21 protein-coding genes are annotated in these 24,430 nt (G+C 62.7%); 9 read left to right on the forward strand and 12 right to left on the reverse strand.

The annotated features are described in order from the left end of the window. Positions 1-77 precede the first annotated feature (77 nt). The 5 genes from U5782_RS28640 (at position 78) to U5782_RS28660 (ending at position 7,147) form a co-directional block, all read left to right on the forward strand. Positions 78-992 (forward strand): sterol desaturase family protein, encoded by a 915-nt coding sequence (locus U5782_RS28640; RefSeq protein WP_415914422.1) that lies wholly within the window; start codon positions 78-80, stop codon positions 990-992. 48 nt (positions 993-1,040) lie between these two features. After that, positions 1,041-1,736, forward strand: coding sequence for an SDR family NAD(P)-dependent oxidoreductase (locus U5782_RS28645; RefSeq protein WP_322047232.1), 696 nt, complete (start codon positions 1,041-1,043; stop codon positions 1,734-1,736). 112 nt (positions 1,737-1,848) lie between these two features. After that, entirely contained in the window at positions 1,849-2,967 is a 1,119-nt protein-coding gene (locus U5782_RS28650; protein WP_322047233.1) for a porin, read from the forward strand. A gap of 339 nt (positions 2,968-3,306) precedes the next feature. Then, a complete protein-coding gene (locus U5782_RS28655; RefSeq protein WP_415914424.1) occupies positions 3,307-4,527 on the forward strand; it encodes a hypothetical protein in 1,221 nt (406 codons plus the stop codon). A gap of 19 nt (positions 4,528-4,546) precedes the next feature. Continuing rightward, positions 4,547-7,147, forward strand: a complete 2,601-nt coding sequence (locus U5782_RS28660; RefSeq protein ID WP_322047235.1) for a hybrid sensor histidine kinase/response regulator — start codon at positions 4,547-4,549, stop codon at positions 7,145-7,147. On the opposite strand, the gene U5782_RS28665 is transcribed toward U5782_RS28660, so the two are convergent. The 8 genes from U5782_RS28665 to U5782_RS28700 form a co-directional block, all read right to left on the reverse strand. After that, positions 7,120-8,301, reverse strand: coding sequence for a hybrid sensor histidine kinase/response regulator (locus U5782_RS28665; protein ID WP_322047236.1), 1,182 nt, complete (start codon positions 8,299-8,301; stop codon positions 7,120-7,122). The genes U5782_RS28660 and U5782_RS28665 overlap by 28 nt on opposite strands. Before the next feature lie 320 nt (positions 8,302-8,621). Next, on the reverse strand, positions 8,622-9,653 hold the full coding sequence (locus tag U5782_RS28670) for a zinc-dependent alcohol dehydrogenase (protein WP_322047237.1): 1,032 nt from the start codon (positions 9,651-9,653) through the stop codon (positions 8,622-8,624). Then, complete coding sequence (locus tag U5782_RS28675; protein ID WP_322047238.1) at positions 9,653-10,408, reverse strand: DUF4286 family protein; 756 nt, start codon at positions 10,406-10,408, stop codon at positions 9,653-9,655. Before U5782_RS28675 ends, U5782_RS28670 begins: the two co-directional genes overlap by 1 nt. Positions 10,409-10,459: 51 nt before the next feature. Beyond that, positions 10,460-11,827: an aromatic acid/H+ symport family MFS transporter gene (locus U5782_RS28680; protein WP_322047239.1), complete on the reverse strand. Its 1,368-nt coding sequence runs from the start codon at positions 11,825-11,827 to the stop codon at positions 10,460-10,462. A gap of 48 nt (positions 11,828-11,875) precedes the next feature. Then, entirely contained in the window at positions 11,876-13,015 is a 1,140-nt protein-coding gene (locus U5782_RS28685; RefSeq protein ID WP_322047240.1) for a porin, read from the reverse strand. Positions 13,016-13,197: 182 nt separating this feature from the next. Next, on the reverse strand, positions 13,198-14,115 hold the full coding sequence (locus U5782_RS28690; protein ID WP_322047241.1) for a LysR family transcriptional regulator: 918 nt from the start codon (positions 14,113-14,115) through the stop codon (positions 13,198-13,200). Positions 14,116-14,260: 145 nt separating this feature from the next. After that, positions 14,261-16,024, reverse strand: a complete 1,764-nt coding sequence (locus tag U5782_RS28695) for an FAD-dependent monooxygenase (RefSeq protein WP_322047242.1) — start codon at positions 16,022-16,024, stop codon at positions 14,261-14,263. Between the two features lie 54 nt (positions 16,025-16,078). After that, complete coding sequence (locus tag U5782_RS28700) at positions 16,079-16,678, reverse strand: hypothetical protein (RefSeq protein WP_322047243.1); 600 nt, start codon at positions 16,676-16,678, stop codon at positions 16,079-16,081. Positions 16,679-17,000: 322 nt separating this feature from the next. Between U5782_RS28700 and U5782_RS28705 the strand changes: the two genes are divergently transcribed. Then, complete coding sequence (locus tag U5782_RS28705) at positions 17,001-17,708, forward strand: class I SAM-dependent methyltransferase (RefSeq protein WP_322047244.1); 708 nt, start codon at positions 17,001-17,003, stop codon at positions 17,706-17,708. On the opposite strand, the gene U5782_RS28710 is transcribed toward U5782_RS28705, so the two are convergent. Continuing rightward, positions 17,705-18,667: a helix-turn-helix domain-containing protein gene (locus U5782_RS28710; RefSeq protein WP_322047245.1), complete on the reverse strand. Its 963-nt coding sequence runs from the start codon at positions 18,665-18,667 to the stop codon at positions 17,705-17,707. The genes U5782_RS28705 and U5782_RS28710 overlap by 4 nt on opposite strands. A 96-nt stretch (positions 18,668-18,763) precedes the next feature. On the opposite strand from U5782_RS28710, the gene U5782_RS28715 reads away from it, so the two are divergent. Then, positions 18,764-20,008, forward strand: coding sequence for a DUF1479 domain-containing protein (locus U5782_RS28715; protein WP_322047246.1), 1,245 nt, complete (start codon positions 18,764-18,766; stop codon positions 20,006-20,008). A gap of 101 nt (positions 20,009-20,109) precedes the next feature. Further along, the gene (locus U5782_RS28720) at positions 20,110-20,355 is read left to right on the forward strand and encodes a hypothetical protein (RefSeq protein WP_322047247.1); all 246 of its coding nucleotides are present in this window, start codon (positions 20,110-20,112) and stop codon (positions 20,353-20,355) included. A gap of 51 nt (positions 20,356-20,406) precedes the next feature. On the opposite strand, the gene U5782_RS28725 is transcribed toward U5782_RS28720, so the two are convergent. Together U5782_RS28725 and U5782_RS28730 are read right to left on the reverse strand one after the other, a co-directional pair. Then, positions 20,407-20,610, reverse strand: coding sequence for a hypothetical protein (locus tag U5782_RS28725; RefSeq protein WP_322047248.1), 204 nt, complete (start codon positions 20,608-20,610; stop codon positions 20,407-20,409). A 580-nt stretch (positions 20,611-21,190) separates the two neighbouring features. After that, a complete protein-coding gene (locus U5782_RS28730) occupies positions 21,191-21,394 on the reverse strand; it encodes a cold-shock protein (RefSeq protein WP_322047249.1) in 204 nt (67 codons plus the stop codon). A gap of 397 nt (positions 21,395-21,791) precedes the next feature. On the opposite strand from U5782_RS28730, the gene U5782_RS28735 reads away from it, so the two are divergent. After that, on the forward strand, positions 21,792-22,184 hold the full coding sequence (locus U5782_RS28735) for a response regulator (RefSeq protein ID WP_322047250.1): 393 nt from the start codon (positions 21,792-21,794) through the stop codon (positions 22,182-22,184). Here the strand turns inward: U5782_RS28735 and U5782_RS28740 are convergent. Further along, complete coding sequence (locus U5782_RS28740; protein WP_322047251.1) at positions 22,181-24,025, reverse strand: putative bifunctional diguanylate cyclase/phosphodiesterase; 1,845 nt, start codon at positions 24,023-24,025, stop codon at positions 22,181-22,183. The two genes, U5782_RS28735 and U5782_RS28740, sit on opposite strands and share 4 nt — an antisense overlap. Positions 24,026-24,430: the final 405 nt, after the last annotated feature.

Genomic DNA, 24,430 nt, shown 5'->3' on the forward strand with positions numbered 1-24,430 from the left:
TGCAGTGACCGGGACACACAAGCAAGCCGTTCTGCCCGTCGTCGGCTTCCCTCTCCATCTATTCAGAATCCACTCGTATGCACGAAAAAATGACCTGGTTGCTGATTGCCGTTGCCATCGCGGGATTCGCTCTGGCTGAAATCGTCAGCAAGCGCTATCGCAACACCGTTCACGCCAGCGCCAATGACACCGCGCTCGAATTGATGATGTCCGTGAGCTTGCTGGTGTTCACGCAACCGCTCATCGTTTTGATTACCGATGCGCTCGGCCAGCGTTTCGCGCCTGAACTTCGCAATGCCTGGTCCACGCTCCCCTGGTGGGCGATGACCGGCATCCTGCTGGTGGGCGACGACATGCTGCAATACTGGTGGCACCGGATTTCGCATTCCGCGCATCTCTGGCCGCTTCATCGTGCGCATCATTCCGCGTCGTATATGAGCATCCGCATCACCTACCGGAACAACTTCTTTTACTACCTGATGATGCCGGGCCTCTGGGTGGGCGCGTCGATGCTCTATCTGGGCTTTGGAACCGTCTACTTTGTCTACCTGGTCGTGAAACTCGTGGTCATTCTTGGCGCCCATTGCGCCTGGGCCTGGGACGAGCCGCTTTACCGCATCCGCGCGCTGCATCCGCTCATGTGGATCGTGGAGCGCACCATTTCCACGCCGGCCACGCATCGCGCCCATCATGCGATCACCAACCTGGATGGTATCGGCCATTACTCGGGCAACTTCGGCAATCTGCTGTTTTTATGGGACGTGTTGTTTGGTACTGCTTATATTACGCGCCGCTATCCCGCTGAAGTCGGCCTGCGTGACGATCAACTGTTCGGGGCGGAGCGCTGGCATCACCAGATGTTTTATCCGCTGTGTCAATCGAGCCGCGAATACAGCGCACTGAAATTCGGCGGCCAGATCTATAGCGACGAATCGGCCGGGCAGTTTCCGACTGATTCGCTCGCCGATTCGAGCGGTCGCGTGACGCGCTAGCGCATCGACATTCACATCACCACGCATTGAGCAAGATCTGGAGTTTGCATGAGTCAGGTACTGGAAGGAAAACGCATCGTCGTGACGGGAGCCTTTGGGGCGTTAGGCGATGCAGTCGGCAAGGCGTTGGAGGCGGCGGGCGCGCGCGTCGCGCGGATCGACAAGGCGCCGCGGCCAGCGGGTATGAAAGAGGACGGCGCGAACTGGGGCGGCGTTGACCTGAGCGATAGCGCAGCAGCGAAAAGCGTCTTGTCCGCGGCGGCCGAGCGCTTGAATGGACTCGATGGCCTCGTCAACGTGGCGGGCGGCTTCGTTTGGGAAGCGGTGGAGAGCGGGGATGCCGATACCTGGGATCGCATGTACCGGCTCAATGTGCGCAGCGCGCTGTGCGCCTCGCAGGCCGCACTGCCCTGGCTGCTGCAACGCGGCGCGGGGCGCATCGTCAACGTGGGGGCGCTGGCGGCCCATCATGCGGGCGTTGGCATGGGCGCCTACGCCGCGTCGAAGGCGGGTGTCGCCCGGCTGACCGAAGCGCTGGCCGAGGAGTTCAAGGATCGGGGCATTACGGTCAATGCCGTGCTGCCCAGCATCATCGATACGCCCGCCAACCGGGCCGCCATGTCGCATGACGATGCGTCGCGTTGGGTCGATCCTTCGGCACTGGCGCGCGTGATCGTCTTTCTACAGTCGGAGGACGCCGCGCCCATTACCGGCGCGCTGATTCCCGTCAGGGGACGCGTCTGAGGCTCGAACGGGGCGCGCGCCCCGATGCAGGAGCGCTTTACCCCGGCCGGTGAACACCGGCGACTCCGCGTCACCGCACCGGGATCGCGGCACAACAACATAGGAGACATGCATGCGCTTGTTCGTCACGGGCGTTGTAGGGGGCACGCTCGCGCTTGCCGCCGGCAATGCCGTTGCAGCGGATTCGAGTGTCACGTTGTACGGCGTGGCCGATACGTTTGTCCAGTACCTCGACAACGGCGGCGCGCACGCCATCTCGCAGAGAAGTGGCGGCGCGAGCGGTTCGCTCTTCGGCTTGAAGGGAACGGAAGATCTGGGCGGCGGACTCTCCGCGCAATTCGATCTGGAAGGCGGCTACAACATCAATAGCGGCGCCTTGTTCGCCGATACCACGTCGCTTTTCTATCGCCAGGCCTGGGTGGGGCTCGCCAGCGAGCAATACGGTTCGCTCACGTTCGGCCGCCAATATGTACCGAGCTTCCGCGTGGTGTATCCCACCGATCCGTTCCGCCTGAACGAAGTGCTCTCGCCCATGTCGGCCAATGTGCTGGCCGTCGACCGCAACACGCTGTCCACCCAGTCCGGCAATGGCCGCGCAAGCAACGCCATCCTGTTTCAATCGCCGAACCTGAGCGGTCTCCGGTTCTACGGCATGTACGCGTTCGCAGCGACGGTGACCCAACCCACGCCCTCCACCTCAGGCAATATGCTCAACGTGGGGGCGAGTTATTCGGGCTATGGTCTTTACGCCGGTCTGGCGTACGTCAATCAACATTCTGGAGAACAGACGATTGCCGGATTGCCTGGCTCGCTCAGCCTGCTGGGAACGGAGCATTTTATCGGGGCGATTGCCTGGCGGATCGGCGTCGTGAACCTGCAATTCAACTACGCCTATCAGCGCTCCGACAATCCCGCCGCCCGGTCGCTGGCGGCACTGCTCGGCACGGCCCATTCCAGCAGCACGGCCGAGCTGGGCGCCACCGTCCAGGCCACATCGGCCGATGTGATCGAAATCGCCTTCACCGAGCGCGATGTGCGGGGCGCGCACGATAACGCGCTGGGCGTTCAGGTGGGTGTCGATCATGCGCTGTCGAAGCGAACCAGTCTCTATGCGCGGGCCGGCTACATCAAGAACAACGGAAGCTCCACGGTCAGTTGGCCGGGCGTCGCGGTGAGCGCGCCGGGCACGCAGCAGGTTCTGGCCGGGGTCGGCATGACTCACCGGTTCTGAGGATCGACATGAGTACGAAGGACGGGCCAGCAAACGCGAGGAAACAGCGTTGAGCCGGTAGATGCAAGGTGCATCAGTCCGGCAAATTTTTCCGCACACGGCTGCGCAGTGGCCGTGCAGTTCAAGCGGCCAGGTGTTTCGTACTCCCTCTTGTCTGCGGTGCCACCGCATCGATGGCCTCCCGGTCGATCGCAGGACGACTTAAGCGTCGTGCATTCAGGCACGATCGTACGGCTACACGCCCGCAAATTTCTCTAGAGTTGAAGGATCGTCGGTCAATCCGGACTGGCGACTCCGCGCCGACGTCTCGGCGCGATTTCAAACGAAGGGAAATAAATGATGTCAATCCATAACGAACTTCCGGGCGAGTTCCACACGCAGATCGATTCGAGTCTGGATCTCGGCAGCGCGCCGCTGACACTCAAACGCACCATCCACCCAGAAGAGATCCGCGACAACCTGCCGGCGGGACAAGGCGGTATCGGCTTTCTGTTTCACGCGACCGACTGGGAAACGCTTTCATTCTCATTGCATAACGTGAGGCAACGCAGTGCCTCGTTCGAGGAAGCCCTCTGGAACACGGCGCCCTTTATTGCCTCGACGATCTATTCGGGCTCCCAGGTCATCGGTGCGAATATCGCGTGTCCGGTCCCGCTCGAACTCTGGCTGGGCAGTGCGCGCGGCATCAAGCGATTCCGCGAGGCGCAATTTTTTCCGGCGCTCGAACTGGCCAGGAAAGCGGGGCTGAACATGGTCGCGATGGGTGCGTCCACACCGTATGCCTGTAACTATGGCGCGCTGCCGCGTCCGATCAAGCCGCCGCATATCACCACCGGTCACGCGGCCACGGCGGCGATGCTCAAGGAATGGGCGATGCATTGCTGCAACGAAACCGGGCTCGAGTTCGGCAATACGAAGCTTGCGCTGTTCGGCGCGGCTGGCCGGCTGGGCACGACGGTTGCACGCTACGTGCTCTACAAGGATGCGCCGAAGGAACTCGTGCTGATCGACCTGCCGGACAAGATCAACCTGCTCAGGGATCAGGCGAACGAGCTGCTGGCGTCCGATCTCACAGGGCGCGTCAAGGTGTCGGTGCACACCTTCAGCCCGGACACGCCATTGCCGCAGTTCGATGGTGCAATCCTTGCGAGCAGCACCAGCGTGCCCTACCTGAGCGCGGCCGACCTCAGGCGTGCGCGGTTCTGGATCGACGACTCGCATCCGCGGGCGGCAAGTGTCGAGGCAGAACTCGCCTCGCGCGGCCAGACGCTATATATTGAGTGCTTCGCACGTGGTCCGGCATCACTGAATACGGCGTACCCGTTCAGACTGCCCAGCACCCGCGACTGCTATACCTGTTTCGCCGAAGGTTATGCGGCCTGGCAGGAGGGCATTGCTTCCGATTTCATCGTTGGCAGCCCGCCCGTGTGGTCCGTTTCTTATACTCACGGTTTGCTGAAGAAATACGGGTTTTCGGTGGGACCGTTCCACGGGAAGAACGGCTCGCCGATCGTGACGGATGTCCAGCACAACGCCTTGCCAGAACTGGTAGGGTCATAAAAGCGTCTTTGGAGGCCTGATGGTGATGCCGCGCGAAAGCATGAGGGATATGCTCGAACGAAGCCGGCTTGCAATACGATGGGGGGGCATACTCGGCCTCCTGTGCCACCCCATTTACTACGTCGTCTGGACCTATGTCCTGCCGCAGCCGTATGACAATCTATTTCTGCGTTTGAGCGCGGCGCTCGTCTGCGTGCCGTTGATCTTTCAGGCGCGTTGGCCCAAACGATTCAGCACGCATCTTCTCATCTACTGGCATGCCTGCCTGATCTACGTGCTGCCGTTCGTCTGCACGTTCCTCGCGATCAGAAACGGCTTCTCCACGATGTGGATGATGACCGAAGTCATGATGATCTTCATCATGGCGCTGTGCATCGACAGCCCGCTTTTGCTGATGGGCTGTATTGGCATCGGTATCGTCGCCAGTTCGCTGGCGGCGTTCGTCACGTCGCCCACGCCCATCATCCTGAGCGCCGCCGATATTTCGAACATCGCGTTGCTGCCGGTCGTCGTGCTGTGCAGCATGGCCTTCAATCATGCGATCGGCAAAGGGCGCATTTTTGTCGAGAAGAACCGGGCGCTCAAGGCGCTGGCGGGTTCGATCGCTCACGAAATACGCAATCCGCTTAGCCAGTTGAGGTACGTGCTCGACGGCATCGAAGAAACCTTGCCTCCGTCGACCGAATTCGATCGCACCACGGTGTTGACGCACGCGAATTCGGCGTTGCTCTATCGCTATCTCGCGCACGGCCAGCTCTCGATCGAGCGCGGCCTGCGCATCATTGCGATGACGCTGGACGAAGTGAGCGCGAAGCCCCTGCGCTCGGACCATCTCGTCTATCTGCGCGCGGCGAATACCACCCGCAAGGCGCTCGACGAATACGGCTTTGCCGACGAAGTCGAGCGCAGCAAGGTTCGGCTGCTGGTGCTGGACGATTTCGTCTTCAAGATCGACGAAACGGTCTATCTGTTCACGCTCTTCAACCTGATCAAGAACGCGCTTCATCACATGGCGGTGCAGCCGTCGGCCACGCTCACGCTGATGGTGGACCGCCATACGGTGGTGGTTCGCGACACCGGCCCGGGCGTCTCGCCCGAGGTGCTGCCGCATCTGTTCGAACCGTTCCGCACGGCCGGCAATTCGGCCGGCACGGGTCTGGGTCTCGCCTACTGCCAGCGTGCGATGCACGCCTTCGGCGGCACGATCAGTTGCCACTCGGAGCTCGGCGCGTTCACGCAGTTCACCTTGCGTTTTCCCGCCGTGTCCGAGCGCGAGTTCGCCGAACACGAGCGCGAGATTTTTGATCGCGCGATGCCGGTCTTTGAAGGAAAACGCATTCTTCTCGTCGATGACGACGCCGACCAGCGCGCCAAGGTGCAGCGCGTGCTCGAGAAGCTGGGCTCCCAGGTGAGGGAGACCGATAACGGCCAGCGGGCGTTGACCCTGCTGCAGGATCGGGGGACGCCGCCTTTCGACCTCGTCCTGATGGACGTGAATATGCCGGTCATGGACGGCTATACCGCGACCGAGCGCATTCGCGCAGGTCGCGATTTTCCGAACCGGAACGTGCTGATCGCGGGCTTTACGGCGGAGTCGGGCAATGTGGCTCACGTCCTCGCGCGGCGCGCCGGGATGGATGACGTGATCAGTAAAGCCAGCAGCACGATGGATCTGATCGCGGCGCTGCAAGCGCTCTTCGAAAAGGGCGACCGCCAGCATCTGGGTAAGGGCATCGACGGCTTCCAGGGCAAGCTGGTGCTCGTGGCGGATGACGACACCTACAGCCGGCTCGTGGCCAAGGCCTATCTGGAGCGCTGTGGCGCGAGCGTGATCGAGGCCGAGAACGGCAATGCCGTGCTGGCCAGCCTGAACAGCCTCCAGGACGGCACCTGCATAGACGCGATCGTGATCGATATGAACATGCCGGGTATGGGCGGCGTGGAGGCCGCGTCCTTGATCCGTGCCCGCACCGATCGCTATGCCCGTATCCCGATCGTCGCGTTGACCGCGCAAACCGACATGGACGCCGTGCGGGAGTGTCTGGCCGCCGGCATGAACGAAGTGGTGACCAAGCCGGTTCAGGTGGGCGCGCTCTATGCCGCGCTGGCGAGGCAGTTCGCGCGGCAGCGCGTGCTGGGCAACGTGGCGGGCAACCTGATGAAGGGGAACGCTTCGGCGGCCTCGCTCGCCCCTGGCGATGCGCGCCCGCTGGCGCCCGAAGACGACCTGCTCGACGAAAAGCAACTCGACGAACTGGCCAGACTGGATTTGCTGGATCAGACCTTCCTCAACGGGATTGCCCAGATCCGCTCGCTCCTGCCGCAACTGGCCGAAGCCTCACAGAAGCGCGATATCGAAGCGGCCCATGCGGCGCTGCATCGCCTGCTGGGCGTGAGCGGCAATATGGGGGCGCAGGCCTTGCACGCCTGGGTGCGGCCGATCTACCCACGACTGGTGGACGGCCAGTGGCCCGCGGAGCCCGACTGGCTGGAGCGGACCACGGCATTGGGCGAGCGCTCGGCCGATGCGCTGGAGGCGTATTTTGCTGCGACTGCTGCGATGACCGGCCGAAGCTACCAGGGCTACCCAAGTTACGACAAGGTGCCGCGCGCAGAATGATCGGCGAGTGCGTCGGGCTCGTCGATGGCGCGAACCCGATTCCTGGCGTTGCCGAAGTCCATCGTGACCGTCGTGCCCGCGCCTACGGTCGAGTCGATCAGCAGGCTTCCGCCGACCGATTGCATGATGCGGTTGCAAAAGATCGTGCCCATGCCGTGCCCGCCGTTGCCGGCATGGGTGGTCACCACGTCGTGCGCGAGGCGCGCCTTGATGTCCGGTGCAATGCCGGGACCGTTATCGCAGACCCGGATCGCCGGGCGCGGACGCGCGACCACTTCGATACGCAAAAATGGCGCGCTTGTGCCACTGTTGCCACTGAGCGCCCGCAGGGCATTCGACACCAGTGAGGAGAGGACGAGGGCGACGCAATTAGGCATGGCGCTGACCACAAAATCGCCCTGTATATCGACCTGGATCCAGTCACGCTGGGAGCCGGAGAACGGATACGTTTCGATCAGCCCGGCAACGAGGCGCGTGGCCCGGACCTCGTGCCCGCCCGTGGCCGATGACGGCCGGTGCCCGCCATCCTTGATGGTCGACCAGAAGGACTCGATCAGGCTCAGGCAATACTGCGCGTTGTTCAGCATCGAGGACGCCGCGCCCGCGAAGCGGGCATGACGCTCGGCATCGGATTCGGTGGGCTGATCCTCGCCAATGGCGCGCGCATGGAGCGCGATCGTCGCCAGCGGCGTATTCAATTCGTGGGCGAGAAAGGCCAGGGTCTCGTCCATCGCCAGCAGGCGCTGGTGACGCGCCTCGCGCTCGTTGAAGTGCGCGAGCGCCAGACTCAGGACCTCATTGACCGCCTCCATTCTCAGCGGCTTCTCGATGATGCGAAATGCGTTGTCGGTATTGACCGCATTCAGCAGCAGGTCCTTGTCCGCATAGGCCGTGACGAGGATGCGCACGATATGCGGATATTTCCCGGCGATCTCACGCAGAAGATCGTCGCCGTTGCAGCCCGGCATGCGGAAGTCCGTCACCACGATGGCCGTTTCCGCGGCGTGCCGTTCGAGGATCGCCATCGCTTCTTGCGCGCCCTGGGCGAGGCGAACGGGGTATAGACCGCGTGTGGCGCGCGCAAAAAGGGTGCGTGACATCTCGTCGTCGTCAACGAAAAGAATGAAGTGTGACGGCTGAGTCTGGCCACTCATTGCATCGCCTCAAAAGGTCGGAATCGAACGGCGCCGCTGCACGTGTGGGTCGAAGACTCTCGACTTCATCAACGCGCGATCCGGCAAATTCGATGCGCATTGCGAACCGATGATGCCCTCTGCTTAAGGGGACTCAACGCAAAGGGACTCAGCGACGCAAGCGATCGTGAACGATTTTAACAAGGCAACTCACCGCGCGGCCGAGGTTCGTCGTACTCCCAGGCGAGATAAAACCCTGGTGTTTCCCTCGCTTATCCGTTGGGCATAAATGAGCGCCAATGCGACCCTCGCACCGGCGCAATTGAGGCGGAACGTTGCGGTTAAGGCAGCAGAAGAATCTTCGAGCCGATCTTCTGCCGCGCCATTTCGAACCCGGCGATGGCGTCGGCGAGCGGCAGTCGATGCGTCACCATCGGTGCGACACGCGCCTGCTGGGCGACCACGAAATCCCGCACTTCGGCCCACGTCGCGCGCGTGGCGCGATAGGTGCCGCGAATCTGATGCCGGTTGCGCACGAGCTTTGCGGCGTCGAAGCTGACCGGCTTGCCGTGAATCCCGCAGATCACAAATACGCCCGATGGCCTGAGGCAATCGAGCCCGGCCTGCACCGTCGCGGGCACGCCGGTCGCTTCGATGACGATGTCGAATTCGTCGATGCCGGTGTGCGTTTTGATGTCGGCCAGCGCGTGCTCGCGCAGATCGAAAGTCTGCTCGATGCCGAGCGCACGCACTGTCGCGAGCCGGTCCGCGTCGTCGTAGCCCACGACCACCACGTTGGCGCCGCGCACGCTGGCGAGCAGCGCGATACCCTGGCCGATCGTGCCCGGGCCCATCACCAGTACGCGGTCGCCGGCCGCGACCTCGGCGGTCTTGACCGCGCTCATGGCGATCGACAGCGGCTCGCCGAGTGCCGCGATGCCCAGATCCATGTCGTCGGGCAACGCCAGGCAGTTCGCGGCGGGCACGCGCACGGTGCGGGCGAACGCGCCGTCGCGCAACATGCCGATGCCGCGGCGGTCGCGACATGCATCGACTCGCCCCGAGCGGCACGCTTCGCAGACGCCGCATTCGACCGAAGGAATCACGACGACCGGCTGGCCGACGGCGATCGTGCCCGTATTGCCGCCGGTTTCGACCACGCGGCCCGCGAATTCGTGGCCGATCGTGACCGGGAAGGCCGATTTCAGGAAGTCATAGCCGCCCGACCAGTCGTAGATATGAACGTCGCTGCCGCAAATGCCAGCCGCGGCGACTTCGACGATCACTTCGCCTTCGGCGGGCGCTTGTGGTGCGGGAACGTCGCGCAGTTCGAGCCCGAACGCAGCGGTGGTTTTTTGTAGGGCCTGCATCATCAATGTCCTGAATGTTCTGAATGGGCGTCAATAGAAAAGGGCGCACTGGCGGCGCGCCGCAGCGAGTCGTCGACCTGCGCGTGCTCGATGCGAAACGCGAGCGTATAGATGTCGATCGTCGCGGGTTCGCTCGACGGCGCATGCGTAGCGATCGCTCTTGCAATGTCGGCGCGCGCGGCGCGCAGGACGGCTTCGTCGTCGCCTTCGATCAGCAGTACGTGACTGGGCGCTGCGCCTTTCGACCACTGCTGGAATGCCTGGGGCACCGAATCGTGCGTCGCGCCGAGATAGACCGCGCGTATGCCCGTGAGGCTTGCGCAGGCGTTGAGCAGCGGCTGAATCTGCGGCGCGGCGTGCGGCGCGCAGAAGAAGCGGGCACAGGCGATGGCGTTGGCATCACCGACGACGCTATGCGCGCCTTGACCCGCCAACGATCCGGCGGCTTCGCAGGTCGCGCGCATCACGTTGCGCAAGCGCGGGCGCATCGTGGCGGACCACGGCGTCGGATGATCGATGACGTCACGATAGGCCGCCGATTCGAACACCGACGCGTCCCACACTTCGTAGAGCGTGAAGTAGCGCGCCTGGCTGGCGGCGTCTGCGCCGTCCGAGCGATAGCGTCTCCCGGCGAGAAAGCCTGGGATGCCGACGCGTTCCGGCACGTGCTCGATCGTGTGCCAGCGCTCGTAATCCGCCTCGACGTCGGCGTCGACGTCATTCCAGAGCGCGAGAAACGCGGAGCCGGATAGGGCCATGAAGTGAACTCCGTATTGCGAAAAATCGATCGAAAATGGTCGGGTGGCCCGTCAGGTCGCGGGCGCGGCGAGCGGCTGCGTCTCGCGGCGCGGCATCGCGAACATGCAGGCGGCGGCGATCACGGCTGGCATCGCGACGAGCGCGAACAGCACGCTATAGGTGAGCCCCGACGACAGCAGATAGCCGCCGAGCGCCGAGCCGAGCATCGAGCCGAAGCGGCCGATGCCGGTCGCCCACGCGACGCCCGTGGCGCGCATCGCGGTGGGATACAGCGTGGCGGCGAGTCCGTTCACGCCGACCTGGGTGCCGCTGATACACATGCCCGCGATGAACACGAACGGCGCGGCGACGAGCGGCGTCGCGTATGCCTGGCCAACGACGCAGATGGCGACGCAGGCGCACAGGTAGGCGATGCCGAGTACGCGGCTTGGCTGGCTGCCGTCCATGATGCGTCCGATCAGCAGGCCGCCTGTGGTGCCTCCGACCGACCAGAGTGCGGTAGTGAGCGCGGCGGCGCGCATCGAGCCGCCCGAGTGCGTGATGATCGTCGGCAACCAGCTCGCCATCAGGAACAGCACCGAGAGGCCCATGAAAAACGTGGTCCAGACCAGCAGCGTGCCGCGCCGGTAAGGCAGCGCGAGCAACTCGCGCACGGCGGCGCGCCCCGGGCGCGATTCGAGTGCGACGAAACGCGTGCCGGCCGCGAGCGCGTTGCCCGCGATGCGCCGGCCGAGCGCGAACAGATCGGCCTCGCGTTCCGGGCGGCGCAGCGCGAGATAGCGCATCGACTCGGGCAGCAGGACCCACAGCACCACGAGCAACACCAGCGGCACGCCGCCGCCGACCACCAGCATCGCGTGCCAGCCGAAGCGCGGAATGATCTGCGACGCGATCACGCCGCCGAATGCCGAGCCGAGCGAATTGCCGCACAGCATCACGGTAATGAGCGTGAGGCGGCGGCGGGCGGGCACATATTCGGCGGTCAGGGTGACGGCCGTGGGCGTCGCACCGCCGATGCCGATACCCGCCAGCACGCGCAGCGCGGAAAGCTCGGCGACGTTGGTGGCGACGAGACTCGCGAGCGTCGCCACGCCGAAGCACGCGACCGACGCGAGCATCACCGGGCGGCGACCGTAACGGTCGGCGAGCGGCCCGAAAATCAGCGAACCCGCCATCATGCCGACCAGCCCGCTGAGGAAAATCGGCGCGAGCTGGGTGACGGTCAGCCCCCATTCGGCGCGCACCGAGGGCGCGATATAGGCGGCGAGGCCGATGTCGATGCCGTCGATGGCGACGGTCAGGAAGCACAGCACGATCACGAGCGTCTGGAAGCGGCTGAGCGGGCGTTCGTCGATGAACGCCTGCACGTCGCTATGACCCGTGCGGTCCGCGCGGTGGGTTGAATTCACTGCATTCACGAAATGTCTCCTCGATGCATGGTCGGTTGCTCGTCGCGATGGCCGGGTTCAGAACAGATGCCGCAAGCCGATGCGCACCGCGCCCTGGTTCGCGTTGCTCGACGGCGAGAGTCCGAACAGGTCCGCGACCGCTTCGTGTCCGGTCGAGTCGATGCCGCTCGCGTGCTGCCAGATGCCGATGCCATAAAGGTAGGTCGCTTTCGACAGCAGGTACGCGCCGCCCACCGAGGCCGTGCGATAGCGGCTGCCCGGCGCGACGCTGTACTGGAATGCCGCGCCCAGCATTACGGCGGGCGTGAGCGTGAAGCCGTAGGTGAGTTGATAGTCGTTGAAGGCGGCATTGGCCGGTGCGGACGGATTCGACGCGGTGCGCGTGATGTCGAGGAAGCGGATGTTGTCGTACAGGAAAGCGATCTGCGAGCGGCCCCACGTGTAGCGCGCGCCGCCGCCCGCGACCTGCTGGCTCGCGGCGCTCACGTAGTTGGAGAAGATCGGATTCGACACCGGATTCGCAAAGGCCGCCCCGGCCACGGGCGCCGCGCTCGCGCCATAGATCGAAGTGGCGGGCGTGCGCATGTTCATGTAGGCGCCCGCGATCGTCAGGCCCGCGTTCGAGTACTGCGCGCCGAAACCATAGACGCGATTGCGGGAGAAATCGCCGGGCGTGCCGCCGAGACTGAACATCGCGCTACCGTTGAAGCCATGCCAGACGGGCGTCTCGTACTTCACGACGTTGCTGATCTTGTTGTAATTCCACGAACCGTCGATATCGCCGAGCGGCGCGCCCAGCCCCCCCGCAAACAGCATGCTGGTGCTCAGCGGCACGAAGTAGTCGTTGGTCATCGAGTATTGACGACCCAGCCAGACGTTGCCCCAGTTGCCGCTCAGGCCCACGTACGCCTGCCGCCCGAACAGGGTGTTCGCCGGCTGCGCCGCGCCTGTTTCGATGCTGAAACCGGATTCGAGCACGAAGATCGCCTTCAGGTTGTCGCCGAGGTCCTCGACGCCGCGCAAGCCCCATTTGTCGCCGGCGCGGCCGCCGCTGTAGGTTTGCCACGCGGCCTTGCCGCCCTGGTTGCTGGACCACGTCAGTGCGCTGTCGACCGCGCCGTACAAGGTCACGCTGCTCTGCGCGTGCGCCGCCGCGGCACACACGGCCAACGGCACATAAGCCATCCACTGTCTCAAAGCTGTCTCCTCTCGTCGTGGGTCGCGCGGAGCGCGCCCGTTTTGTGTCCGGCGCGCGGGCTGAGTGGCCCTGGCGCGTCCGTCGGCGAGATAGTCGGTGATATGGCGATCGGGAAATAGCAGCGATCCGGAACTTCAGAACGCGTTTTTCGGAAAGGATCGCGCGCAGGGGGGCGCGAACGTTAAAGGTAGCCGTCGCCTTCGACCAGCGTGGCGAGCCCGCGCGTCAGATGGTCGAGCAGCGCCCGGAACACTTTCGGGTTGCTGTGATCGGCGGGGCGCAGGACCTTGACCCAGAAGTCGGGCAATTCGAAGCCGGTGAGGATCTGCACGAGATCGCCCGACTGCACGCTTGCGCGCGCCCGGTAACGCGGCAGCACGGCAACGCCGAGACCGTCGACGGTGGCGCGGTGCATGGCGTCGATATCGTTGGTCGCGAATGCGCCGTTGACGGCCACGTCGATGGCGCAACCCGAGCCTGGCTCGACGAAGTTCCAGGTGCCGGCCGGATTGAGGTACGAATAGCGCAGGCAGCGGTGCGTGGCGAGTTCGGACGGGTGCGCGGGCTCGCCGTGTCGGGCCAGATACGCGGGCGACGCGTAGACGAGCCGCTTGAACGGGCACAGCGGGAAATCCTCGACCCCATCGTAAGCAACGGGCAGGCCGGAAATGACGAAATCGAAACCCTCGACCACCGGGTCGACGGGCCGGTTGGTCAGTTGCAACTCGACATCGACCTTGGGATGTTCGCGGAAAAAATCGTTGAACATCGCGCCGAGAAAATGATTCGTGAACGACGAGGGCGCCTTGATGCGCAGGCGGCCGGTGAGGCGCGAGCCGTCATCCTCGTCGGGGCCGCGCATCATGCGCTCGTAGGCGGCGAGGAAATCGCGGGCGCGCACGAGGGTGTCGCGGCCGCTGGCGGTCAGATGCAGGCTGCGCGTCGTGCGCTGGAGCAGCAGCAGGCCGAGTTCCTTTTCGAGCGCGCTGACGCGTTTGGTGACTACCGAGGGCGCGAGATTCAGGCGCAATGCTGCACCTGCAAAACTGCCGACTTCTGCGACCGCGAGGAACGCCCTGGCGTTTTCGACGCTATCCATCCTGTCTCCCTTGCTCCCTTTTGTCCGTTTTGTGCCTTTTGTGCCGATCAGCGGGCATCGCGTTGTTTCGGGTGCGATGCGCGCTGGATAGGAGGGGTATTTTCCCATAGGGCAGGGGGCGGGCCGTTGCGCCGCCGCGCGTCGCTCAAGGCCGCGACAGAATCCGCCCCAATACCGCCGAAAGCACGGCTTCGGGCGCGTCGTCGAGTGCCATCGCGCGCCAGGCGATGAAATGATCCGGACGCACGAGCAATGCGCCCGTCGGCCCGAACTCTCGATGCTTGAGCCACTCGCAACGGAAGTCGAAGTGATCGCCGTCATGCACGCCAATCGTGAACGCGTCGAGCGCGAGGCCCAGTTCGGCCGCCAGTTTGCGGGCAGCGATACACCACGCTTCACCCTGTTCGCCAGCGATCAGCGTAAATCGTCCGTGGCCCACGAGCTGGTTGATGGAATAGCGGCCGCGCGTGTTTTCGAGCCATGCGTGGGCGAGCGAGTGTCCCGGCTTGCTGCATGGCCGGAAGTCGCCAAAACGATCGAGCGGCTCGGGTGCCGCGATGGCGTCCGGAACGATCGCGCCGCTTGTATAGCGGTAACCGAAGTTGAAGTTGAGGTGGTTGTAGGTCGACAAGGCAATCGAAATGCCTTGCGTTGCCCGTTTGCGCGCGGCGTCGCCTTCGGGGCCATCGGCCCATTGCAGCTTCAGGTTCTGCCAGTTCTCGGCCGCTGTGTGGGTGGGCGAAAACCCGAACGAGGCCGCAATGCGCCACGCGTTCTGCCAGTTCTCGTAGGCCGAATCGACCGTTGCGCGCGCAACGGGACGACGCTCGCTTTCATAAGTGTCGAGCAGGGACTCTCCCGCCTGGCCTTTGAGCACCGCTGCGATCTTCCAGCAAAGGTTATAGCTGTCCTGTACGGCGGTATTGAGACCGTGAGCGCCTGCGGGTGGCATACGATGCGCCGCGTCGCCCAGAATGAACGCTCGGCCCACACGAAAGCGCGAAGCCACCACCGCGTTGAGCGGCCAGCGCGTAATCTGGTGCACCTGCAACGGCAAGGTGTCGATACCGAGCGTTCTGCGCAGTTTGCCGATGGCGGCCGTGTCGTCGTCCTGCTTGTGCTCGCCGGGAGCGGCGATCATGCTGAAGACCCATTCGCTCGAACGTGAGCCCCATGTTTGCGGGCCCATTGGAACCAGTACGCCAGGCTCGCCGCTGTCGGGATTAAGGATGGTCCGGTTGAGAACATCGTCGGCGCGCGCGCCGGCTTGCGCCAGGTCCGCACTGAAATGGACGGAGATCGTCGTGGCGACTGCGGTATGGCCTTCCATCTCGACGCCCAGTTGCGCGCCTACCCGTTGCCCTCCATCACAGACGAGCAGATATCGCGCGCGGACTTCATAGCGCGTATCGCTGTCACGATCGAGGATGGTCGCCACGATACCGTCGCCGTCTTCCTCGAATGCCATGAACTCGTGATGGAAGTGCACCGATTCAGGCGCAAGCGCTTGCGCATGCGTTCGTAGCAGCGGTTCGAGCCGCGCCTGCGGAAGATTCGCATAGCCGTTATCGCTGACGCCGCGCCAATCCAGATCCTCACGGCCTCGTCCGAAGGCGCCAAGCCGGGCGATCTCGCGTCCATGATCCGGGTCCGAACCGGCGAGCCCCGCGAACCATCCCACGTAGCGCATATTTTCGTCCGGGCACGACTGCGCGCGGATGGCCGCTTCGACGCCCAGTTCGCGATAGATCTCCATCGTCTTGATGGATAGCAGGTGCGCCTTGGGTAAGGCCGAGGTGTGACGATACTTGCTCACCAGCCACGTTTTGACGCCATAGGTCGAGAGCAGCATGGATGCCGTGAGGCCGGTTGCTCCGCCGCCCACGATGATAACTTCGGTATCCTTCATATTTTCAGTGCCTTTGCGCGTGAATTGAAGTTGAGTAATGGTCTATCTCAGGGGCTATCTCAGCGAGCGCAAGAGCAGGGCCAGGTAGCGCTCCAGTTCGCTCAGGAAACGGTTTTCGTCGTAATGCGCCTGCACCCACATGCTGAGTGCGCCGGTAAAGAACACGTGGACGAAGGTCGCGAGTTCGTCGGCTGATACATCCAGCGAAGATCGTCCCGATGCCCCGATGGGACACATGACTGCTCGCCAGTATTCAAGGCCGCGCGCCATGAAAGCCGGGTGATGAACCGGGTCCGGCACGCCAAGCAGGAAGCGCATCAGCGGCCGGTAGAAGTCAGGGTCGCCCGTATATCGCTGTACGGCGCAGCGCGCGCTCGTCATGACCACGCCCAGTGGGTCGCCGCTTTCGTGCAGGCGCTCGGGTACATGGCGAATGCTGTCCGCACGCAGGTTTAGCAACGCATACAGCACCGTTGCCTTTGGGCCGATCAGGTTATACGTGGTCGCGAGGCTGAGTCCGGCAGCGTGGGCGAGGTCTTGCATCGAGAAGTCCGTGCTGCCCGAGCGCCGGATCAGCCGTTCGGCGGCCTCGAAGATGGCTTCGCGACGCAACTGTTTGGCTGTCTCACGCGGACTTTTTGTCGTCGCATTCACATTCAATTCCCGATCGCTGGGTTTCGAGGAGAGGAACCTGAAATTTATAAGGCCTTATAGCGTTTCGCAATAAGCGCCGAAATCCGGTTTTCGGTAGCCGGAAACGACTGCCTCGGCGTCAGGGTCGTTCTGGGTTGATTTTTTTGCGCACGCTCAGGCAAGAGCACGCGCAAGGTGTCCAGCGCGATGAGACGGTTTGTCCGTTTGCGGTGAAAACTTGTCGTTTTCATCTCTTTTTCTACGGTTAATCTTGCCGACAGGCAACCGTAAGACGCGGCGTTATCCAGCCTGTAAAAGGGCGAAATGGTGAAAAGGCAAGCATATGGAACACATGATTGATTCCGCACGGCAGTTCGATACGCGGCCCGGCAGTGCAGTGTATGGTTCGCTCGTCCTGAAGCTCTATGACGCGTGGGTACTGGGAATCTCCAACCAGCTGGCCTGGCGGTGCGGCACCCGGCAGGTGCTGCTGCCGTTTTACCGTCGCCATGTGAGCGCGAATCATCTGGAGGTTGGGGTGGGTTCCGGGTTCTACCCGGCGCATGCCGGCTTTCACGCCGGTCAACAGGTCACCTTGCTCGATCTCAATGAGCACAGTCTCGCGGCAACCGCGCGCCGACTCGGCCATACGCAGGTTACGCAGCAGGTGGGCGATGTCATGCAGCCGCTGACGATGCTGGAGGGACGGCAGTTCGACTCGATCGCGCTGTTTTACCTGCTGCATTGTTTGCCGGGCACCATGAGCGAGAAAGCGTGCGCGTTCGCGCAACTGAAGGCGCATCTCGCACCGGACGGCGTGCTGTTCGGTGCGACGGTGCTCGGCGACGAAGCTGGACACAATCTGTTCGGGCGCGCGCTGCAGCGTGAATACAACCGCAAGGGCATCTTCGACAATCAGCGCGACACACGGCAATCGCTCCATGCCGCGCTCAGTCTTCATTTCAACGAGGTCTCGGTCGAGCAGAAGGGCGTGGTGGCGTTGTTCGTTGCGCGCGCACCGTTGCCGCGCGCGCCAGCCAACCGGTGCTAGCGCCCGCGTGAGAGGCTCGCGCGTTTGCCCGCACGCTGAAGCGATGGCGAGCGCTCGGTCAGACCCGGTGTCAGGTCGTCCTCGGCGCGCCGGGCGCCGGTGAACTGCTCGCGAAATCCAGCCGGCGTCATGGCTTTGGCGATCTTGAACTGCCGGTTGAAATTCGCCACATTCGAAAAGCCTGAGCGTGCGGCAACGATGGAAACCGGGACCGATGTGTCGGTCAACATACGACAGGCGTGTCCTATCCTGACGCGCGTAATGTATCGGCCCACACTCTCGCCAAGATGCTGGGTAAAGTGCCGCGTCAGTGAGCGCTCGGACATGCCGGCGGCTTTGGCGAGCGCGCAAAGCCGCAACGGTTGGGCGAACCGGGTTTCTATCAGCGCAAGGACGCGGTTGATCTGTTCGGGCTCGTGGCCGGTTGCGGCGCCAGTCTGCGTATCGAATGCACTGGGCGAGGCGAGCGGTGTAGCGGGGAGTTCGGCCAGGAACGACAGGATGTCCAGTACGGCTTGCAAGCGCTCGCGCGGCTTCTCGCAGAGCAGGCGATCGAGGCGATCACGCATGTGCAGGCCCGCCGCTTCATCGAATGCCAGGCCGCAGGCCGCGCGGCGGATCAGATCGCACAATCCGGCGTATTCGGGGCACAGATCGGCAAGCCGCCGCACCCAGGTTCCATCGAACCATATGACGATGGCGACCTCCGGTGTCTGTTCGTCAATGGAGCGATTCGATGCCCATGTATGCGGCAGATTTGGCGGGACGAGCACGAGATCATTCGCGCTATAGACGGTCACGGAGTCGCCTATATAGCGTTTGCCCTGACTGTTCATGGTCAGGGTGAGTTCATATTCGGGGTGGTGATGCCATTCGAAGGGAATGCGGCGCAAACGCCGGTGGTAAACCCTCACGGAACAATCCTGCCCGAAATCGACGTGTTCGTAAGCCGCCTTCATGTCTGAAAACGCAAAGTCTTTGACCGGATAGTATCACTCAACACCGCCCCGCAAGCGTACGCTTCATGCACTCAAAACATACATGGAGACGACGCAATGGCATTGCAGATCGACGACCTGCCTTCCGCAATTCGTCAGGCAAAGCGCGAGCTTCGCGAGATGCTGCCGAACTATCGCGAGGTGTTTCTGGAGGTCGAAGCGGCGATGATCGAGCAGGCGGATCACATCGCGACGCTTCGCGAGCGCGGCGAGCCCGTCATTCCCGAGATCGCGTTTGACGATATCGCGGCCAGGCGCGTTAGCGCGGAGCAAATTGCGTCGGTGAAAGCGCGAGGCGCCTGTGTGATTCGCAAGGTGTTCGACCGTGCGCTTGCCGAGCAATGGGATCAGGACATCGCGCAATACGTCGAGCGAAACCATCTGGACAAGAAGTTGGAGCATCGCGCGGAAGACCCCTATTTCGGTCAACTCGCATCGAGCAAGCCGCAAATCTACGGCGTGTACTGGTCCGGGCCGCAGGTGCAGGCGCGTCAATCCGCCGAGCTGACGCAGGCGCGCGTATTTCTGAACCGCCTCTGGCGCGCCGAAAGCGAGGGGCGCGTGCACTTCGATCCCGACCACGTTCCGGTCTATGCCGATCGCCTGCGTCGGCGTCCGCCGGGTTCCGAGTCGCTCGGCTTATCGGCGCATTGCGATGGCGGATCGGTCGAGCGATGGATCGAAGCCAACTTCCGCCAGGTTTATCGCAAGGTTTTTTCCGGCCACTGGCGGGATTACGATCCGTTCGACGCGGCCTACCGGACGGAGGTGGAGGAAATTGCGTCGCCCGCGGTTTGCTCGATGTTTCGCACCTTCCAGGGCTGGACGGCGCTGACCCGGCAAGGCCCCGGTGATGGCACGCTGCAACTCGTTCCGATCGCGAACGCGATGGTGTATATCCTGCTGCGCGCACTACAGGATGACATTGCCGATGACGATCTTTGCGGCGCAAGGCCGGGGCGGGCATTGTCGATCAAAGAGGACTATCACGCGCCTTTGTTCCGTGCGCTCTCGTCGATACCGCTCATGCAGCCGGGCGACACCGTCTTCTGGCATAGCGACGTCATTCACGCAGTCGAGGATGCGCATCGAGGCACGGGATACAGCAACGTGATGTACATCGCCTCGCTGCCGGCTTGCGCGAAAAACGCGGCCTATTTGCAGCGGCAATTGCCGAGCTTCCGCGAAGGCAGGAGCCCGCCCGATTTCCCGGCCGATGACTTCGAAGTGGACTTCGCCGGGCGCGCGAGCGTTGATGACCTCACGGCGTTGGGGGGCGCGCAGATGGGTGTGCAGAGCTAGTCTCCCCGGCGCTCCCCGCGGCCTTCAATACGGTCCGCTTGCAGCGTCCTTGGTCCTGAGTCGGCGTGCTACGATGATCACGCCTATAAGGAACCCGGACTATGCGAAAGCCCGTTCTGACACCCGAGGAGTTTGTTGACGAGATCAACCGGCGCCTTCCGGAGCACGATTGCTACACGGCAGGCTTGCAGATGTTTCTCTTACCGCGTAACGGGCGGGGTGAAGACGCGATCGGGATCGACTGGGAGCCCCGCACGGCACGCAATGGCGTGATTGCCATCAGCGAGATCCACCGTGAAGTGTCTGCCGAATTCGTGGTGAGCAAGTATCTCGGCCGTCGTCATTGAGCGAGGCGAATGGCACGCCCGCTGGCGGGCATGCCGCACGTTGCTGTGCTGTTAGAGGGACACCAGCAGCGATAGCTGATGGGCGCTTTCATCGCCGCGAATCAACGCATACGCTTCGACGGCTTTGCGCTCGTGAGGCTCGATGCATTCCAGCGAGGAAAAACCGTCCCACGGTTCATCGGCGATCGAGGTGGGCGTACCCCGGGCCTTCGCAAACGCCCGAAGCAGTTGGCTGGCCTCGCGGCGCAGGATCACACGGTTGACATCCAGTACATATACCGGACAGTCTGCACGCAGGACAAGGTAGTGCGGAACGGCGCGTTGCTCAGTTCGCATGGGCGGCATGTTGTGGTGAAAAATTCTTGCGTTTCGACTTTCGAAAAGTCGGCGTGTACCGTCTCGCATCTCGTGGGACCGAGCGGTTCCGTTCTTCCGTTCGGTTCGTAGTGCATCTCGCCAAAGTGCATCTCGCTGATGTCATGCGGATGCGCTTCTGCGTGAATTTTTCAGGTCATTCCCAGCCAGGTGCGGCGATACACAGCACTTGTGCGCTTGTGGCGGGAAAGCTGAAGTAAGGCCTGTTCCAGAGCCTCACGGTACGTGAAGTCAGTGACAGGGTCAACACAGGGCTCCACCAGGTCGACAGCCACGTGGAATGCGCCCTGGCGCCGACGACGTTCGATTGGCGCCCTCAAGCGAGCGCTATCGCATGGGGATCGAGCGAGGAGAGGCGGGTATCGTCGTCTGGCCTACACGTCGCGGCTGCTCCGCAGGCGGCCGGCGATACCCGTTTCGTGAAGAAGCGCGCCTGCCGTGACGTCAGGCGGCGGATGGCTTATAGCGGAGTGATATTGGCTGCCTGTAGACCCTTCGGGCCACGCTTGGTTTCGTAGCTGACTTTCTGACCTTCAGCGAGACTCTTGAAGCCGTCGCCGCGAATTTCAGAGAAGTGGGCGAATAGATCGTCGCCGCCTGCGTCGGGCGTAATAAAACCAAAACCCTTGCTGTCGTTAAACCACTTTACGGTACCGGTGTCCATGGAAGACTCCTGAGATGAACAGGTATAGGCGTGCTCCGAATGGCGCACAGGGAAAAGGATCAAGGAGGGAGAGGACAACGAGTACCGCGCCCCGCGGTGAATGATGAGCAGCAATCACACTTCTTGAAGACTTCAGATTCTTACCCTACGCCTGAAGATTGGGGAAGTCAAGGAATTAGGGCACCGTGCCGATCGCAGTCGATCGCCGGACATCCGCTGGGCAATGCCGCTTGCAAAACGCACGAAAATAGATTCGACATCCTGATTAATTGGCTTGCTGAATCGCGAGAGCGCAGCTGAGGGTTGCGCCGCCGGGTTGTTCGCGGCGGGTTAGGGCGTCTGGACAACCAGGAACGCGAATTGCTGGTTGTCAGGGTTGAACCCTCGCAGGCAGGCCGTGGCGGTGCAGACGATTCTGCTGGTCGACGATGACGCAAAAATACTCGCGCCTTTGCAGGTTTTACTGGAGGCGGAGGGTTACCGCGTGCTCCTGGCGAGTGACGGGGAGGCGGGTATACGCCTGACGGGACGCGAGCATCCGGATCTGATCGTGACTGACTGGATGATGCCCGTGCTCGACGGTATTGCGTTGTGTCGGCGGCTTAAGTCAGACAAATTCACCGCGTGCATCCCGGTCGTATTGCTCACTGCGGCCGAGCCGCCGCTTTTGTCCGAGGCGCTCTGGAACACCTTGCTGAGAAAGCCGACGCCTGTCGGTCGGCTCGTCGATGTGATTCGCGATTTGCTGGCTCATTCGAGAAAGAGAAAGCCGTCCGCCCCCGGAAACTAGTCCGCTACGCCGGCCAGCGTAGCGCGTTCACCTTCCAGATAAGACGCAATGGCGGAGCCCTCCATCGGACGGGCGCAATAATAGCCCTGGACGAGGGTGGCCCCGAGCTTCGCGACCGTTCGCAACTCTGCGGCCGATTCGACGCCTTCGATCACGCATTCGAGCATCATTTGCCGGCTGAGACTGAGCAAGGTGCGAACCACGGTAAACGCCGTCGTGCCCACTTTGAGACCGGTCACGAAAGTCCGATCGATCTTCATGCGGGTCAGTGGCAGGTTGCACAGGTAAGACAGACTCGAATAGCCCGTGCCGAAATCGTCGACAGACAGACCGCATCCCAGGCTGCGCAGCGTCCCGGCTGCCTTGCGCACCTGCTCGAAATCGTGGGCCATCGCCGTTTCGGTGATCTCGAAGTCCAGTCTGGAAGGCTCGATGCCGCTGTCGACTATGCGTTGCGCGAGTCCGGCAACGACGCGTTCATCGGCGAAATCGTGGGCGGACAGGTTAAAGGACAGGCCGATATCCGACGGCCATTGCGTCGCTCGCGCCAACGCATGGCTGAAGAGCGCAAGCGTCAAACTGTTGATGACGCCGCTACGTTCGGCGGCCGGGATGAACTCGCCCGGTGCGACGGTGCCGAGCGTCGCGCTGTGCCAGCGCGCCAGGGCTTCGAAGCCGACCGTGCGCGCCTGGTCGAGCGAGAAAATCGGCTGAAAGGCGACGCTCAGCTCCCGGTCCAGATCAGGCGAGCGCAGGGCCTGCGCGATTTGCGACTCGCGGATGATTGCATTGCGATGCGTCTCGGTAAAAACGGTCACCGAGCCACGCGCGCGGCGCTTGCCCTCGTACAGGGCATAGTCGGCCGCATCGAACAGATCGGCCTTGTTTCGCGAGCTCTGGGGATAGGTCGAAAACCCGATGGTGGTGCCGAGGCGCACCGAATATTCCCCAATCGTCACGGGATAGCGAAAAGCCTCGCAGATCCGCTGACCGAGTTGCTGGAGGCTGGCCGGCGAGCAGTCGTGCGTCACGATGATGCCGAATTCGTCGCCGCCAAGCCTCGCGAGCACGGTCGCGCCGCCGCAGGCGCCAGCCAGCAGCGACGCCACCTTGGCCAGCACCTGATCGCCTGCCGAATGACCGTGGATGTCGTTGACCGATTTAAAACCATCGAGGTCGACGAGCCCGACCGCAAGGGCGCTGCCGGAAGCCGTCGCGCCGTCGAAATGCTGGTCGAGCGCGTCGAAGAAGGCGCGCCGGTTGGGCAAGCCGGTGAGACTGTCGATATTCGCCAGACGGCGATTCTCGCTTTGCGCCGCCACGAGGTCCGCGAAGTTTCTGAAATGGGTAAATGAAACCATCAGCATCGCGAGCGACACGAGCGACGTATCGATCGCAATGGCCTGAAACACGTCGTTGCCCGAGAGCACGAAGGTAATGACGAGCGCACCGTTGACGATGACCGTCACGGTAAACGCAGCCTGAATGACGTGCATCAGGCAGAAGATCACGCCGATGACCGTGATGGCCATATAGAACGCGACGTGCAGCTTGAATGCCTCGCCGCCGTGCGGCAGCAGTGACAGCGACCACGCCGAGAAGACGACTGCAAAAATCCACGCGAGCCTGCGCGTGCCCCGCAAGACCGCAGCCGCGTGCTCAGGCGTCACGTCGATGTTCGCAAGTCGCAGCCATGAAACGACGCGAATCAGGCAGAAGACGGTCAGAACCAGCGGGCAAAGTACGCCTTGCCAGTAAGGAAAACTGCTTTCATGCGGCAGCACCAGGCCCCATGTATTGACGATCAATAGCCCGTACATCATCGGCAATTGATGAATCATGACGCGCACCTGGGCGAGTCTCAAGGCAGCGCTGTCGTCCGCGGCAGAGGAACTTCTAAGCGTTCCCCAATATTGAATCAAAAGGTCGAGCATGATCAGCAGCGGATTGCGCGCACCGCGCGAACAAGGGTTACTCATGCGTTTACGACCAGGCCGGAGGTTTCTGGAGGATTGTTGTCGAGGGTTCGTGCCGGATGATAGCACCAGACCCTGAATAAAATGGTGATAATTTATCTTATGTCAAATTAAATCAACCGCATCCGATCTTCCCCCAGAAACCCAAAAGCATTCCACCCCACAGCCACTATCCTTAGCTCGATTCAATGTTTCACCCGCGCAGCCATGCCGTTTAGATTCGCAACACCACACGCTTGCCGCCATCACGCGGCAAACGCCAGGCCAACG

Origin of the sequence: Paraburkholderia sp. J67 (assembly GCF_905220265.1) — a bacterium.
GTDB lineage: Bacteria > Pseudomonadota > Gammaproteobacteria > Burkholderiales > Burkholderiaceae > Paraburkholderia.